Here is a 15,696-nt window from a genome sequence, read left to right as displayed (position 1 = left end):
ACCCCTGATCGATTAAAGCCTCACCGACGCTGCCAACAAAGCTCACGCCTCAAACCCCGCGCCCCTCCCGCGAGCGGGTTCGTTCTCTGGCGCGATCGAGGCGATGCGGACTTCGCCTACTCAGCAGCCGCCAGTGCGGGTCAAACGGCTTGGTTGGGTGGTTCTCTGCCGTCTGTCTCGTCGAGCGGGACGAGCAGGCATCGCCAGGAGCGGTCGTTGAAGCGATCGAGGCCGAGCGCCGGAGCCGACCCAAAATGGACATTTGGCCTCCCAAAGCCACTGCGTCACCAACCCGACTTTCCGAATATTCTACGGACAATCTCGTCCTCATTCGCATCAAAGCAGCGGCCGTGACTGAGAATCACCCGCCGCGGCTGCCACGACTGGAGTTTGCATATTACTGCCTGTGCTTTCCGCCGATTGAAGAGAATTGGCAGCCGCATGCCAAAGAAGGTCCGCCCGTGCGGGTGAGCCATCCGAGTCAGCTTGGCCATCGTGCGCCAAGGCTCATCGATCATGTCCAATTCGAGATTGATGATCGTGTCTGTAAGGATCAGCGTCTTTGAAGCTTGGTGGAAGAATATGAACTCTTTGAAGTAGCCACCGGGAAACAGTGTCTGATCCATGTCCCGCCGCCACTCCTCCGGAGGATCGGCCTCCAAATCTCGTGCGAACGTCACATCCGCGTGCCGTGCGCGTGCTCTTTGCCGGACTCTGGGCGATGCCCATGTTATTGCCTCAGGGAAAGCCTTCGACCACTCACCGATATGAGCGTAGTGAAACTGGTTGGGTGAAACGAGATGGCGAATTCTGCCCAAGTTCCGTAACTCTTTGGCCACCGTCAAAGCAAACTTAATGGGCGAATGAAGGAACAGATCGCCGTTCGATAGGCGCACCACCGTCATCCGAGTGGTGAATGGCAGCGGAAGTTTTGTTCCTGCTACCGTCAGATACTCAAACGGACCGTCAACGACACCAATATAGGGTCCCTGAGGTTTGTAGACGTTCACCGGCTCGTAAAGGGACGCACCCACAGCCCATTCCATTTCATCAGCTCGGCGCAAGGCGAAGATTATCTGGCTGTTGCACTGGCGATGCAATGCGTCTGACCTGAAGGTCCGCTCCCTATCCTTCTAGCGACGTTGCCGCCGTGCAGCGGCAATGACCGGTTTGGGTCACGAAGGGGACATAGTCGGGCGACTGGTCAGGTGATCCGTTTCAATCATCACCGATCCTCTATGCGCTCAATTCCGGACCTCGAGGAACGGAACTCGCCTTCAAGTGCTGCAATGCCGAGGTCCAAATGCACCGGTTTTGTCGAAACTAGTGACGGAAACGGTAGACGCGTGCCAGTTTGTTCGGCACCGTCATGAGTTCGTTCGCAGTGCTGAAGCCAGCATCCCGGGCCATGCCAATCCAAGTCGCGGCCGTCTCGGCATAGTCGGACGTTCGACTGTGGCTCTCGAAGGCGGCGAACTCCTCGTCGGAGATCGCTGCCCAATCCGGCCGCATATGATGAAATCGCTTCATCCATCCCTCGCGGTCCTCGCCCTCGAGGCACGTCGGCTCCCAGATCAAGAAAAGACCACCTGGTGGCAGCAGGCTGTGGATTTTGCGCATAAGGGCCACCTTATCCTGCGCAAGGAGGTGGTGCAGGGACTGGCCAATCCAAACCACGTCGAGCGGGCCCTTCCAGGAATCGATCGCCACGACGAAATCCCCGCAACGCAGTTCGACCGGACAGGTGAGAGGGGCAAGCGCTTCCTTCGCCACGTCGAGCGACGGTTGGGATATGTCGATGCCGATGTAGCGTGCGACGTTGTTGCCGGCCAGTGCGGCTGCCGAACCAGGAGCAGTGCCGCAGGCCAGATCGGCGAACACGAAGCCGTCGGAAGCCTCATCTAGCAGAACTTGGCGCAGCATTTCGTAGACCTCGCTGTGCGCCATGTAATTCGCCGCGACAACCTTCTGGTATGTTGCGAGACCTTTCGCGAATAATTCCTGGTCGGACTTCATGGCCCCGCCTCACGACGAACATTTCGCATGCCAGAAAAAGCGCTGCGCTCAGATCTTCGGACGTTATTCGATTGGCGCCGGGCATTGGCCCGGAGCCGCCACGATATTAGTTGCAGCTTAAGGACTGTCTTCCATTTGCCAAGGGCCGTCAATCTTTGCCGTCTGGCTTTGACGCGAGAAGGACGTCGCATCGGAGAGTGAGCAGTCCGAACGGCCAGGTAGTTTCGCATGGCTCAGGGACAAGCCGCGGCTGGACAAGGGCCGAAGAAACAGCATGGCAGCAGATACCTGAAGCCTGTGCATAGCCAGGGGGCGGCACTCGGGAGCCGCGGCACGGCGTCCGCGTTGTCGGCACCTCCAGACGGTCGAAGGTGCGATCCTCGGCTGGGCGGTGGCCAGTCGTTCGACGGAACGCTAAAATAGGTGAGCAGGAATACTATCGGCAGCTTGGCGGTATGAAGAAATCTTAAGAAATGCATCCCGCGACAAGTTTCTGGATGCGAAGCTAACGACAATCTTAAACTTGGTGCGTATAGAATCGCGCATTGTGAAAGCGTCGTTGAGGATGTCCATGAAATAACGCAAAGCTCAAAAGCGCAGCCCGTCGCAAGGTAATGCTAGCTGGATACGTTAATAACGAACCGTTGAAACATTTTGCAGCCACGATCGGATGCTCACTGGCGAGTTTAACGCACCAGTAAATTCGGTTGCACTCGAACCCCGAAGGAGGCGGCCGAATTTCGGCGTGGCTTTCATATCCCGGAACATAAATGGGAAGATTGCCACAGTTAATGACCCATGAATAGTATAAATGTCGCGATTGCGTGCAAACTTTGGGGTCTTAACGGTGAAATCATCAGGTACCGAGTAACTTGTTACAACACCATCTGAAACGATATTGTCACTTAACGACTTTCTGTAAATCCCGAATAACTTGCTTCAGGCTGGTGAAACTTTGGGTAGGGGTAGAAAATGACTCTGATCGATAGACACACTGAAGCTGCAGCGGGCAACCGATCCATTGTGATGAGGATCAAGTATGACCGCGAGGCCCATACGAAGCGGCCCTATTATGCCTATTCAGATCGTGCATCAGATCGACTGGGCGCAGGGGTCGGGGAGCCAAGAGCACGCAGTCTGGAATCCATAACCGGCATGCTTGATCGCATCGGCTGCGGCTATCTCGTGCTGAACCGCGAGAGGAAAGTGGTCGAATGGAACGCAGCCGCTCAAACCACTCTGGAGCGCCAGGGCGAAGTAGCCGATACGGCCAGCGGCCTTTCAGTGGCCTTGAGGCGGCTGATCGCGAATGTTCCGGCCCATTTCCTGCCGGGCTCACTATCATGGGTGGTGATCCGCAGCAGCGCCGACAGGCCGGTGATATTGAACGAGAACGGGTTTATCGCTCCTGACGAAACGAGCATTGTGGCGTTACTGGACCGCGAGAACAGGTCGGGGCCAAATCCTCAGACACTGCAAAAGATGTTTGGCTTGACGGGCGCGGAAACGCACCTCGCGTTGCGCTTGGCTCAGGGCGATGCGCCTTTGGAGATCGCCCGCAGTTGGCGCCTCAGCCGCACCACGATCCGCTCCCAGCTTGCCTCGCTATTCGCCAAGACCGAAACCAAACGTCAGGCGGAACTGGTGGCTCTTCTTGGGCGCATCTCAGTCTTGCCATAAGGGCCGTCGTTTGGATCCATCCCAGCAAACAGCCAATCCCGAAACGCTTTGACTTTCCGCTGGGCAATGGCGCGGGGCGGGTAGAAGATGAAGTATTTTGACGAGGCCTCGAGGGCGAGTTCAAAGGGACGTACAAGTGTGCCGGCGGCAAGGTCAGCCCCGACCAGCATGGTTCGACCCGAAACGACGCCCTCACCTCGAACGGCGGCCTCGACGGCGAAGGTTGCGGAGTCGAACGTCACGCCACAACAATGCCGGCATTCGATAGCCAAGTCGCCCAAGTGATCGGGAACTCGTCGTGATGAGCGTATGGTATCTGAGATCCTCATGGGCGTTCAAGCCTCCAAGGGCTACGCCAGCGGCGCACGTGATTTCTTCTGCGAATGCTGGTGCCAAGGTCGCGACGTGCAGGCCGCCTGATTGCGGCCCGTACGTCATGCGTCGGCCGTCGGGCTTCTCAACAAGCTTCATGCCGTACAATCGGCAGGCATCGGTTAGCGAAATATCATAGCGCGCGATGACGCCCCCGGCGCCAGGCGGCTCCGGTCTAATTGACAATATGTGCAAGTTGGTGGTTCCCTTTTTGAAGTTGCCGCGGTTGGATCCGCGGTGGTTTTGAAGACAGCGGGTTAAGCCGCCCTCGCCGCGATCTTCGCTGCAATCCAGTCGGAGAGCTCTGAGTGAACAAAGGCGACGCGGCGGTCGCCGAGTGAGACCGCAACCGGAAACCGGCCTTCGGCGCGATATCTGTTGACCATCGTTCGACTCATGCTCGTCATCTTCGCGGCGTCAATTCAAGGACACAAGTGTAGGCGAGTTATCGTTCATGGTTCCTCCTCGCAGCCCGACAGATTCGGACGCGGTTCAACTGCTGATTTGAAAGAGCTGGGAGGTTTCGTCATCGTCCACATGGGAGCGGCGGGATGCTGGTCTGGCCATCCTGCAGGCGACCAACGGGCCGCACGTCAGCACTAGGTTGCTGCTACGGGTGACATAAGATTCAGTGGCTAAATGAGCAGTTTGGCATGCTATAATGCGGAGCTGGCACAATATGCTGCCCAATCCGCCATCATCTTGCGCCGCTTATCCTAGGCGTCGCCTCGCCGGTAGGCGCTCGGCTGCGGTGCCAGTAGCGTGCGCAAGTTGCTGCCTCGGCAACTTCGGTCTGATAGTCCGTTTCCTCACACACCCAATCTCGCAACGCGCTGCGCATTCCATGAACTGTGAAGTCGCCGCCGCCTGCCGTTTTCAATGCTTGGCGAGAGTCATGTCGCTAAGCGGCGAGCGCGGACGCTGGCCGGAAATACAAAATCGGAAATGTGTTTGTTCTTCATGTCGCGCAGTATTTCGACGGCACGATCTGATAATGGCACGCGGTGCGCCTTACCTGACTTCCTGCGGGCCGCAGGAAGCGACCATAGCTTCCGTCCAGATCGATTTCCGACCAGACCGCCCCTCTCGCCTCTCCACTTCGCGCAGACGTAAGGATGGTGAATTCCAGCGCCCTCGCCCCGTCTCGCCTCTTCGGCAAATAATGTGATAAGACAAGCGCGTCGCGACTGAACGGATTCATGCGACGCGCGCACTTTTGGGCGACATATACTAATGTCCGGTTGCCGCAGCCTTTTGCCGACGAGACCTGACCGCCTCCAGCAGTTCGCGCTCGCTGGTGTGAGCATTTCGAAAAATGGCCACAACCATCACCGCCAAGATTTCGGTGTCCGGGTCCAAAGGGTCGAAATTCTCATCCGAGCAGACCTGATCGAACACGCGTTCGCAAATAGCCAGATCGTGAGGGCTCAGGCAGGTGGGATTGAAACGCCGACGCAGCATCTGTGCAAACCTTTCAGGCCCGCCCCCATGCTTTGCGGCGGGCTTTTTGCTGATGAACCGGAGACGCGATGGGATGCTTAAGCGATAATATCGCTCACAGTGTATTGGAATCAGTTTACCTGCTGCCTAATGCTTTCTCTGTTAATAGTTCCAAACTCAGCGCGTACTTCCGGACGTGAAGTCCGCGCCGAAATTCCGCCGCTTCTTTAGGAGTTCGTGTACATCCGAGTTTGCTGGCGGTGATTTTCAAACTCGCCAGCGAGCATCCGATCTTTACCGCAATAACTTTCAACGGCCCGTTGTCACGGTATCCATCAAGAATTATCTTGCGACGAGCTTCGCTGTTTAGCTTTGTGCTCATTTCGGTGACATCCTCAACTACTATTTCACGGTGCTAGATTCTATACGCATCAGGTTGAAGAGTGTCGTTATCTTCGCATCCAGAAACTTATCTCGGAATGCATTTCTTACTGTAATCCAGCGTGATCGCCGTTTCGGTCGACTCGAGTTCCGCCAGCCTTGCCAGATGCCTGAAATACACCACATGATTGAGAGGGGCATGGGCATACCCGATTCGGATATGGCACCACGCGATGGACACTAAGAGGCAAGACGAGGCTCCTGCGAGGCAGCCGCGGGACCGTGATCGACGTCGTTGGTCGCGCGAAGGTCAACCCCGCAATGAGGCCGCTCCATCACTCGCGCCGGCGCTCGAACCTCTGCCCTTTTCAACGCTCGAACTGGCGCCAGGGGATCAATTCGCCGCTTGGCAAGCGCAAATGGCGCCGCTTGTCGAGGTCAGGTTGCCGGATGACAAATCGCTGAACGATGGTTTTCCCGCCGACCACACAGCCTGGAATCTCGGTGGCATGCTGATTGTTCAACAGCGCGCGCCGGCACATAGCTACTTGCGTTCCGCCGCGAAGCTCCGATCCAGTTCGATCGATCACTGGTATATCGTCTTGCCACGAACTGGCCGGTCGTGGACGGAGGTCGATCGCCGCGTTGCAGAAAACCAGCCGGGCAAGTTGGAGATCAGATCGCTTGGCTACCCGTTTCGCGGGAGGGTAACGGACTCGGAAAGCCTCTTTCTCTATCTGCCGCGTGATTTGTTCTCTGATGCGGCGTCAACCCTCGACGCAAAGAACAATTCAATTATGTCCGGCAACTTTGCCAACCTCTTTGTCGACTACGTCAACAGCATCGAAGCAAGACTGCGCAGTCTCACGGCTGAAGATCTGCCCCGCATCGTACACGCAACACGCAGCATGATCATTGCCTGCCTCGCGCCTCCGGCGGAACATGCCGCGGCCGCCGAACAATTGGCGAGTGTCGCGCTGATGGAGCGAGCGCGTCGATACGTCCAAAACAATCTGGATGCGGCTCATCTGGCACCGGATTCAATGTGCCGGGCGCTCGGCGTATCGCGCTCTCGTCTCTATCAATTGTTCGAACCGAGCGGTGGTGTTCTCCATTACATACAAAGTCGCCGACTTCTGGCAGCCCATGTTGCGCTTAGCGATCCGGCGGACAGCCGGCGAATTGTCGATATTGCTGAGGCCTTCGGGTTTAGTTCAGCGGCTAATTTCAGCCGAGCATTCAGCAAGGAATTCGGTTACAGCCCCCGCGAAGGCCGCAGTACTGTGGTGTTACCGCGCCCCGCCCACTCTGTTTCGCTTGCTGAACACGAGAAGGCGTCTTCCTTTGAAGGTTGGCTCAAAGCGCTCGGAAGCTGAGTACAAGATCGGCGGTGGTTGAGATGGGGCGGGCTCAAAACAGGGGAAGACCACGCCGCCTCATGGACCAGAATATTTCGTGTCGCGTCCACCACGCCATCAATCATATAGCCAATTCGCAACAATTCCCGATTTAATAACCAACTGCGATTGTTCATCGTTGTCGCTGCCAATCACAGCGGAGCACACATTGCAACTACGCCGCATGCGGCACTTGTTAAGACTGCGCATTGAAAAATTTGCCAAGCTTGCCAGTTATGCTATTTCTGGAATGGGGGACGTGGATTCGCACCGCCTATGGAGGTGGCTCTTGCACCCAGAGGCATCAGGCGTCGGCAAGGGGAGTGAGGGGCCTTCCTCAAGCGATGTTCTACGTCCCGGCGAAGCGCTTCTCGCTGACCTTTTGGCGAACACGGCCGAACTTTTGTCGTTCTATGACCGCGACTTCTGTCTGACCCACTACGCAACCAAGCTCAAAGGCGTGTACGGAGGCGCGGTGGCGCCGGGTGCCTCCGTTTGGGAGATCTACCCGAGCTTCCTCGATGCGAGATATCGCGACGAATTTCTTCGTGTGTTCCACGGCGGCCCGCCGGCAAGCATCGATTTGCCGCGATCATCGGGCGAAGCGCCGCGCTCCGCTTTCGTTTTCTCCACTGCAAATGGTGTGGGAATCATCGAATCAAGGGAGCGCGGTGGGCGGAGCGTAGCGGAGGAGCAAGAGCATGTAATTCTGCTCCATCAGGCGACGCACGATGTGTTGACCGGACTGCAGAATCGGCGGCGATTCGGCGAGCGGCTGCAGCAAGCACTGGCGGCCCTCGGCGAACCAAAGCCGAAAGCCGCCCTGCTGCAGATCGACCTTGACGATTTCAAAGCGGTCAACGACACGCTCGGTCATGGAGCAGGCGATACGCTTCTTCAGCTCGCGGCGGGTCGTATCCGCGGCGCGCTGCAGGACGGCGAATCCGCGTACCGGTATGCCGGCGATGAGTTCGCTGTCATCCAATTGGGAAAGGAGCAGCCAGCAGAAGCTGAGCGCCTCGCCGGATCGCTGGTCGACGCGTTCAAGAACCCGTTCGTCATCAACGGCATTCCCGTCTTCGTCGGCTCGAGTATCGGAATTGCTTTCGGGCCGGAGCACGGGACCGATGGCGAACAGTTGATGAAAGCCGCTGACATTGCCCTTTACGCGGCCAAGACAGATGGACGCGGCTGCGCTCGAACATTCAACCGTTCGATGCTGCTCTTGCTTGAGCAACGCGAGAATCTGAGGCGCAGCCTTCGAACCGCGCTGGAGCGGGGCGAGCTTTATCTGGAGTATCAGCCGCTCATTCGGCCTCCCTCGTCGGTGATCGGTTTCGAAGCGCTGCTGCGGTGGCGGCACCCTGAGGTCGGAATCATTCCACCTAACGTGTTCATACCGATCGCCGAAGCCGACGGTCTGATGGACGAGATTGGACGATGGGTGCTCGAGCAAGCCTGTCGCCAGGCGTTGACGTGGCCTTCCTCGCTGACAGTCGCAGTGAACCTGTCACCAGCTCAGTTCCTTAGCGGTTCGCTGACGGACACCGTCGCCCAGATCATCGACGCAGTTGGAATCGAGGCCGACAGACTTGAACTTGAGATAACGGAGACGGTCCTACTTGAGAAGACGATCGACAATATCGATACGTTGAATACCCTGAACGTCCTGGGAATACGAATTTCGCTCGACGATTTTGGAACATACTACTCATCGTTAAGCTATCTTAAGAACTTTCCCTTCGATACTTTGAAGATCGATCAGTACTTTATTGCGGACCTGGAGACCGACCTCAAAAGCCAAACGATCGTGCGATCCATCATGAATCTGGCGCACGGCCTAGGGATAAATGTCACTGCGGAGGGAGTCGAAACATCGGCACAGGCACGGTGGCTGATCAAGGAACATTGCGATTGCCTGCAAGGTAATTACCTAGGACGGCCGCTCGGAGCCGAGGCGATCAGCGATTTCATCAAGCGGTCCCCGCCGAGGGTGGTACGAGCGATGGAGGAATCAAATCGGGCGCTCTAACGCCTTGAACCCTTTGTTAACGATGAAGTGGAGATTTGTAGAACGATCGAGGCGGATACCGCGCAATCCTTCTAGTCAGTGCCAGACTGACTGACCACGGGCGGTGAAATTTTTCGTCGCGGAGGCCATCACCCCGCGGGGGTTCAATACTGATGGAACAAGTGAGGATGCCGATGGGACCTGTTCATCATGACCTGGCTGGCGGCGGACCGACCTTTGAACCCATGATCCAGATCGACATGGAAATCAAAGCTTTTGTCTCCGCTTGGAGACACTGCGATTATGTCTCGACATACATGGCCCGGATGATCAGTCAGAACAGGTCTGACTCGGTCCGGCATTCAAATCTCTTTTCCTCCGCCTTCAACGAATTGCTGGAAGTCGCCTTTCGCACGCGCCATGCCGACGGCGAACTGGCATGCAGGGTGTCTCGCCATGGCGCGACGGATAGGATCGAGTTGACATTTCCTTGCGTGCCGGAGGAGCGCCAATTCTACGAAGAAGCCGTGTCGCAACTTGCAGGAATAGAGGCCAGAGAGCGATACCTCAATTCGGTGTCTGGGGATCTCGCGCCGAGCCGCGAGGTCATACTCCTGGAACTGGCTGTCGACTACAACGCGACACTCTGGATCGAGGAAGCCGACGGCGATGCAATCAAGCTTGTCGTGGATCTTCCGCTCGAGGGCTTGCAAAATTGAGCCCTTACGACCTTCTCCCGCGCTTTAAGGCGCAATACGACGCGAACAACCAGGAGTTCTCCATATCGGGAGTGGTCCGGCCTCAGGCAATCGATGAGCTTGGGCCTAGCATGGCATTACTTCGCGATGCGATCGGCCGTGTGCGCGGCGTTCTCTACGTCAATGTCAGGCGCCTGACGCAGATGAACAACGCTGCGTTTCACACCTTTTCGAGGATCATCATCGACGCTTGTCGCGCTCGACCCGATCTCAAATTCGTCGTCATCACGTCAAGCGTCGTCGGATGGACCTCGCGAAAATTCGGTCGCCTGAGCGGAATTGAACCGAACATCACCGTCGAGGAGTATGACACCGAATTCTATCCGGGGCAGGGCTTCCTTGAGGAAGGCGGGTTCGTACCGATCCTGCGTACTCAGACAAAGATGACATGGCGCCACGAGCGCGCAATCTTGCCGCGACACGGGATGAGGCCCGGGATCGTCATGGCCGACATCTGTTGCGGGATCGGCGATTTCGCTGTGCTCGCGCAGAAGGAGTTCCAGCCATCGCGGATCGTCGCCCTCGACCACTCCAGATCAAGCCTGAACTATGCTCGACGAGTGATGCGGGAGTTCGACATCCGGGGCATCGAATATACGTATGGCGATGCGTCGGAGATGCTGCTCGACGAAGCGCAATTCGACTTGGTCACCTGCCGACATTCCCTGCAAATCTTCAATCGACCTGAACTCATCCTCAAGGAGCTCTACCGCATATGCAAGCCAGGCGGTCGGGTCTATATCACCAACGAAAAGAATTCGCATTGCCTCGGCGAGCCGCGCGCCGAAAGCATTCGCTGGACCTACGACGAGGTGGCGAAGCTGTTCGGGCATTTCGAGATGGACGTCGAGCTTGGGCCCAAGAGTCGGCGATACCTGGTGGAAGCCGGATTCGAAGACATCCTTGTGGAGACCTTCATGGTCACTAACCTGGACGGCGATCCGCAGGACTTCGCCGACGTCATTGCAGCCTGGGCGGATGTCTATGCCGGGGAGATGGCGACCAGACGCGGTGACGGACCGGAGTTCGTCGCACGGTTCCGGCAGGGCTTCGAGGATCACATTTTCGCTGCACTACACCCCAAGGGTTATGCGGGTTGGCCGATCTGGGTCGCATCGGGGCGACGGCCACAATGAAAGCCGATAACGAGCCTACACCGCGCTTCGGCCTGCGCTCCTTTCGAGCGAAATTCGTATTGGTCGTTGGCGGCGCCGTACTGTTCGACCTCCTGCTGAGCGGTGGTCTGGCGCTTTGGAACGTTCAAAAACTGTCGCGCGACGCCACATCGGAAGTCGGTGAGGGCCTGACGAACGCAAACCAGGAATACATTCGTTCCTATGCCGAGTCGACGGCGTTGAGCGTTGACCTGCTGCTCGATCGGGTTCACGGGGACGTCAAGGCGCTAGCTGGCGTGCTGCAGGCCCAGATCGACGATCCGAGGAGGCAGCAACAGGTCGGAGCCACGCTTTCGCATGAGGCGCCCGGCTCCGTGAAGGTTGTCTACAACGCGCAGGGCGATTGGGCGCAGAATCTGCCGGGCGCGCCTTCCGTGGTAAGCGTCTGGGGCTACCTGCTGGGCGCCGACCACAGTCCGCTGCCGAGCGTTCAGCAGGAAATAGAAGACAGTACCGTGATCGATCTCGTCGCGCCGACTCTCATGGCCAGCGGGTCCTCCAAACTGCAGATGTACTATATTGGTCCAAAAGAACGGCCGATCTTCCGGACGGTACCGTATACGGATCAGGCACAGACCTTCGACCGACTCTATCCAGGCCACAACAAGGCGGAATTCTGGGAGTTCTTCTTTCCGGGAATCTATGGTTCATGGCAGCAATGGGCCAGGGATCCAGCCTCACGTCCGGTCCCTGACGATATTACCCAGACAGCGCCTTACACCGATGCAATCACGGGAAAGCTGATCGTCAGCTTTTTCCACCCGCTATGGACGCGCGATCGCACCGGTATCGCCGGTACGGCGGGAGCAGACATCACTCTCGATCAGCTCGCGAAAGTCGTCGAAAGGGTGCAGATCGCTGAAACCGGGTTCGGCTTCCTCACGATGTCGACTGGCAACGTGGTGGCGATCAATCCGTCGGGCCAGGCGATCATCGGCCTGACTTCATCGAGCGATGCGGGCACGCAGGGCGTCACCGGCTTGGAAAGGTCTCTGCGGGGAAGTACGCAGCCGGCTATCGCGTCACTACCTCTAGACCAGAACAATGACGGTGCCATTCAGCATATCATGCTCGACAACAAGGGCGAACACGTTCCCTATATTGTTGTCCTCAAAAGATTGAAGCCGACCAATCTGTGGAGTTCGGGACCAATCAAGTCCGAAACGATGTCGGTCGGGATCGTCGTTCCCGAACGGGAGATCTATGCATCCCTGTTCGCCGCGCAGGAGAGTATTTCTCGCGCAACCAATCGTATCCTGCTGTTTCAGATCGCGGCGATCGCCGTTTCGCTTCTGATTGTTTTTGCGGCCGTGCTCGGAATTTCGAAGCGGATCACCGCGGGCCTCAGGGCGCTTGCCAGCGCCGCCCAGCGGCTCCAGTCCAAAGATTATTCAGTCCGCGTGAACATTCCGACGCGCGACGAGGTTGGAGCGGCAGGAATCGCTTTCAACCGGATGGCCGAGCAGATCAGCTTTCACACTGAAAACCTTGAGCAACTCGTCGACGAACGAACCAGGGAACTCGGGGACGCCAATCAGGAGATTTCCGCACTCAACGAAAAGCTGCAGGACGAGAACGTCCGCCTTGGCGCCGAACTCGCGGTCGCCAGGCAGATACAGATGATGGTCCTGCCGAAACAATTCGAACTCGAAGCGATTCCGGGGCTGGAGATCGCGGCCTACATGCGGCCGGCCGACGAGGTCGGCGGCGACTATTATGACGTCCTGCAGAACGGGTCACGGGTCAAGATCGGCATCGGCGACGTGACCGGTCATGGTCTCGAGAGCGGCGTGCTGATGCTGATGGTGCAATCCGTTGCACGCGCGCTGCAGGAGACCAACGAGGGGGATCCGCACCAGTTTCTGGATCGGCTGAACAGAGCGATCTACAAGAACATCGAGCGGACGAACACCGGCAAGCATCTCTCGCTGGCCTTCCTTGACTTCGAGGATGAGCGGGTAACGCTATCCGGCCAGCATGAGGACGTTCTCGTCGTGCGTGCGGACGGGGACGTCGAACGTATCGACACGATGGATCTCGGTCTGCCGGTTGGCCTGGAAAATGACATCTCGAGGTTCATTGCCACGCGCGACATCCTGTTCGGCAGTGGCGACGTGATCGTGCTGCACACCGACGGTGTGACCGAGGCGGAAGACCAAGACAGAAGGCTGTTCGGGTTCGAGCGCCTCTGCCAGAGCGCACGAAAACGTCAAGGCGGGAGCGCCGAGGAAATCAAAACCGGGATCATCGAGGATCTCATGGCCCATATCGGGATCCAGAAGATCCACGACGACATCACCCTCGTGATCATAAGGCACACATAGCCATGACAACGCTGTTCGGGACCCCTGACGTTGCAATCGGGATGAAGGAGAGTGTCAGTCGCGTGCGGCTGTTCGACGGACCTCTCGACTTGAGTTGGCGTCATTGTGCCACGACCTCGGACTTCATCGCCGATCTTTTCGCATTGCGCTTCCGGTCGTCCCGCAATGACTACATGGAAGTGCGGCACAGCATTGGATATCTGGTCAACGAACTCATCGAAAATGCCGTCAAGTTTCGCGCACCGGGTGAGATCTTGATCGAGGCGTCGATGGATTCGGAAAGCTTCAAGCTCAAGGTGTCGAATGACGTCGATGGTGAAGATGCGTCCGAGTTCCAAAGTCTCCTGGAGGACATCACGGTTGGCGACCCCATGGACCTGCTGATACAGCGAATTGAAGCCAATGCCGCGAACCCCGACGTAGGAGGCTCCGGACTTGGATTGCTGACGTTGATGAGCGACTACGGCGCGCGCCTGGCTTGGATATTCAGCGCCGCCGACGAAAGCGATCGGATTTGCCTGGAGACATATGCCTCCATTCCGATCTCTCAAATTCACAATTAGAGGAAACGAAGCCAGGCTATGGAAATCAGGACAGACGACTACCGCGTGTGGATTGAAGGAAGCGAAATTTTCTTCGACGGTGCAATGCGGCTTGCCAGTTCCGACGCCGGTGCGCCTATCACGGCGTTGGCGACCAGTGTGCTTGCCTCGAATCCCGCTTCCATTACGCTCAATCTGAAGGACCTTCACTTTCTCAACTCTTCCGGCATCAACCTGCTGGCGAAATTTACCATCGAGGTGCGCAAGCATCCCGATGTTCGACTCGTCGTGCGTGGAGCGCCCGACATACCCTGGCAATCGAAATCATTGCCGAATCTGAAGAAGCTGCATCCCGCTCTGGTGCTTTTGATGGACTAACCAGGTCGCTCGAAATTAGCCAAAGGACTGCGTGGTGCAAGACCGCCGCAACGAGCGAGATATGTACGCCAGGACAAGTATGTGGATGCGAAGCTAACGACAATCCGGCCTGGTGCGCAGATGCTCGCAATGGCTCGGCGGGGGCTCGGCACAGGCGGCAGGCGTCCAGGTTGGGGGGATGTCGGGCTCCCTGTGCCGATCAGCCGCCGCTGCGCGATCAAAGGTGGCGTCATTGAGTAAGCGTGCCAAGGTGAACGGCGGCCGGCTGGAGTTCATTCCGCCGCAGATCCCGACTCGGGTCAAGGAGCCGCCCGAAGATGAGGGATGGCTTCACGAGGTCAATCTTGACGGCTACCGAACGCAGATCATCATCGATAAAGGCGGCGTGCGTCTTTACAGCAAGAACGGCCGTGACTGGACCACGAAATACTGGCCCATCGCGCTGGCTGCCGAGCTGCCATGCCGGGCTGCCATTATCGACGGCGAGGTCATTGTTCCAGGCGAGCAGGGCGCTCCCCATTGCCCTGCGCTGGAAGCCGCGATCTGGCACGAACCGAGCCGGCTGGTGTTCGTCGCGTTCGATATCCTTCATCTCGACGGTCGCAATCTAGCCTCCTTGCCCCTGCTGCAGCGCAAGCAGGCGCTGTGGCAACTGGTTGAGCACGGCCTCGGCAAGATCCAGTACAGCGAGCATTTCGAGAGCAGTGCGCTAGACTAGCGATCTTTCGGGCCATCGAGAAGGTGGGGCTCGAGAGCATCATCTCAAAGCGCGCCGACAGCGGCTACAGAAGCGGACCGTCGAACACATGGCTGAAGGCCAAATACTTCGAGGGAGCCGATTTCTGAGCATCGACGACCGCTTCTGGCACATAAGGATCGAGCGCGCATGTTCATCGCTCAATCTGCGATGCAGCGGCGGGGCTTCGTAGAGCCTACGTGCGTAGGTCTGCACCCTCGCGCGGGAGACGAGAGGGAAGTGTTGCTGCTTCCCGGTTTATCGGCAACTCTGTCCGCTGCCGGGCAGAACGATGGGAGGCGAAGCTTGCCGGCTTGATATTTGCGACGAATGAGGTTTGTTGGAGAATAATCAATCATTTGCCGAATAGACAGACTATCCGTTTTCAAAGCGCCCTTTACACAAGAGGAAATTCGATGACCGTTTCTCCAGACCCAAGCGACCAGGCTGATCTCGTATCAATCACCGCCGACATCGTTTCCGCCT

The 15,696-nt window shown here is 57.5% G+C and carries 15 protein-coding genes; 9 read left to right on the top strand and 6 right to left on the bottom strand.

The annotated features are described in order from the left end of the window. Positions 1-284 precede the first annotated feature (284 nt). Both NKJ32_RS33445 and NKJ32_RS33440 read right to left on the bottom strand, forming a co-directional pair. Positions 285-1,046, bottom strand: coding sequence for a DUF4336 domain-containing protein (locus tag NKJ32_RS33445; protein WP_352596206.1), 762 nt, complete (start codon positions 1,044-1,046; stop codon positions 285-287). 277 nt (positions 1,047-1,323) lie between these two features. Next, positions 1,324-2,016 (bottom strand): class I SAM-dependent methyltransferase, encoded by a 693-nt coding sequence (locus NKJ32_RS33440; RefSeq protein ID WP_352596209.1) that lies wholly within the window; start codon positions 2,014-2,016, stop codon positions 1,324-1,326. Positions 2,017-2,988: 972 nt separating this feature from the next. Between NKJ32_RS33440 and NKJ32_RS33435 the strand changes: the two genes are divergently transcribed. Next, positions 2,989-3,696: a helix-turn-helix transcriptional regulator gene (locus tag NKJ32_RS33435; protein ID WP_352596212.1), complete on the top strand. Its 708-nt coding sequence runs from the start codon at positions 2,989-2,991 to the stop codon at positions 3,694-3,696. Here the strand turns inward: NKJ32_RS33435 and NKJ32_RS33430 are convergent. The 4 genes from NKJ32_RS33430 to NKJ32_RS33415 all read right to left on the bottom strand — a co-directional run bounded on the left by NKJ32_RS33430 (position 3,648) and on the right by NKJ32_RS33415 (position 5,890). Continuing rightward, a complete protein-coding gene (locus NKJ32_RS33430; protein ID WP_352596215.1) occupies positions 3,648-4,025 on the bottom strand; it encodes a LysR substrate-binding domain-containing protein in 378 nt (125 codons plus the stop codon). The two genes, NKJ32_RS33435 and NKJ32_RS33430, sit on opposite strands and share 49 nt — an antisense overlap. A 300-nt stretch (positions 4,026-4,325) precedes the next feature. Further along, positions 4,326-4,454, bottom strand: a complete 129-nt coding sequence (locus tag NKJ32_RS33425; RefSeq protein WP_352642468.1) for a helix-turn-helix transcriptional regulator — start codon at positions 4,452-4,454, stop codon at positions 4,326-4,328. A gap of 844 nt (positions 4,455-5,298) precedes the next feature. Then, entirely contained in the window at positions 5,299-5,529 is a 231-nt protein-coding gene (locus NKJ32_RS33420) for a hypothetical protein (RefSeq protein WP_352625102.1), read from the bottom strand. Between the two features lie 115 nt (positions 5,530-5,644). Further along, positions 5,645-5,890, bottom strand: coding sequence for a hypothetical protein (locus NKJ32_RS33415; protein ID WP_352595928.1), 246 nt, complete (start codon positions 5,888-5,890; stop codon positions 5,645-5,647). Positions 5,891-6,122: 232 nt separating this feature from the next. On the opposite strand from NKJ32_RS33415, the gene NKJ32_RS33410 reads away from it, so the two are divergent. From NKJ32_RS33410 to NKJ32_RS33375, 8 genes are all read left to right on the top strand, one after another. Further along, positions 6,123-7,265: a helix-turn-helix domain-containing protein gene (locus tag NKJ32_RS33410; RefSeq protein WP_502898123.1), complete on the top strand. Its 1,143-nt coding sequence runs from the start codon at positions 6,123-6,125 to the stop codon at positions 7,263-7,265. 271 nt (positions 7,266-7,536) lie between these two features. Further along, positions 7,537-9,318: a putative bifunctional diguanylate cyclase/phosphodiesterase gene (locus tag NKJ32_RS33405; protein ID WP_352625106.1), complete on the top strand. Its 1,782-nt coding sequence runs from the start codon at positions 7,537-7,539 to the stop codon at positions 9,316-9,318. A gap of 173 nt (positions 9,319-9,491) precedes the next feature. Beyond that, positions 9,492-10,016 (top strand): ubiquinone biosynthesis methyltransferase UbiE, encoded by a 525-nt coding sequence (locus NKJ32_RS33400; RefSeq protein WP_352592387.1) that lies wholly within the window; start codon positions 9,492-9,494, stop codon positions 10,014-10,016. Beyond that, positions 10,013-11,191, top strand: coding sequence for a methyltransferase domain-containing protein (locus NKJ32_RS33395; RefSeq protein WP_352625100.1), 1,179 nt, complete (start codon positions 10,013-10,015; stop codon positions 11,189-11,191). Before NKJ32_RS33400 ends, NKJ32_RS33395 begins: the two co-directional genes overlap by 4 nt. After that, a complete protein-coding gene (locus tag NKJ32_RS33390; RefSeq protein ID WP_352625105.1) occupies positions 11,188-13,554 on the top strand; it encodes a SpoIIE family protein phosphatase in 2,367 nt (788 codons plus the stop codon). The genes NKJ32_RS33395 and NKJ32_RS33390 overlap by 4 nt, the downstream gene beginning before the upstream one ends. Before the next feature lie 2 nt (positions 13,555-13,556). Continuing rightward, positions 13,557-14,117: a slr1658 superfamily regulator gene (locus tag NKJ32_RS33385; protein ID WP_352595918.1), complete on the top strand. Its 561-nt coding sequence runs from the start codon at positions 13,557-13,559 to the stop codon at positions 14,115-14,117. Positions 14,118-14,135: 18 nt separating this feature from the next. Then, a complete protein-coding gene (locus tag NKJ32_RS33380) occupies positions 14,136-14,474 on the top strand; it encodes a slr1659 superfamily regulator (protein ID WP_352595916.1) in 339 nt (112 codons plus the stop codon). Positions 14,475-14,652: 178 nt separating this feature from the next. Continuing rightward, the gene (locus tag NKJ32_RS33375) at positions 14,653-15,192 is read left to right on the top strand and encodes an ATP-dependent DNA ligase (protein WP_352595914.1); all 540 of its coding nucleotides are present in this window, start codon (positions 14,653-14,655) and stop codon (positions 15,190-15,192) included. Positions 15,193-15,696 lie beyond the last annotated feature (504 nt).

Source organism: Mesorhizobium sp. M0159 (assembly GCF_040322295.1).
GTDB lineage: Bacteria > Pseudomonadota > Alphaproteobacteria > Rhizobiales > Rhizobiaceae > Mesorhizobium.
This window is presented reverse-complemented; position numbering and strand designations above follow the sequence as displayed.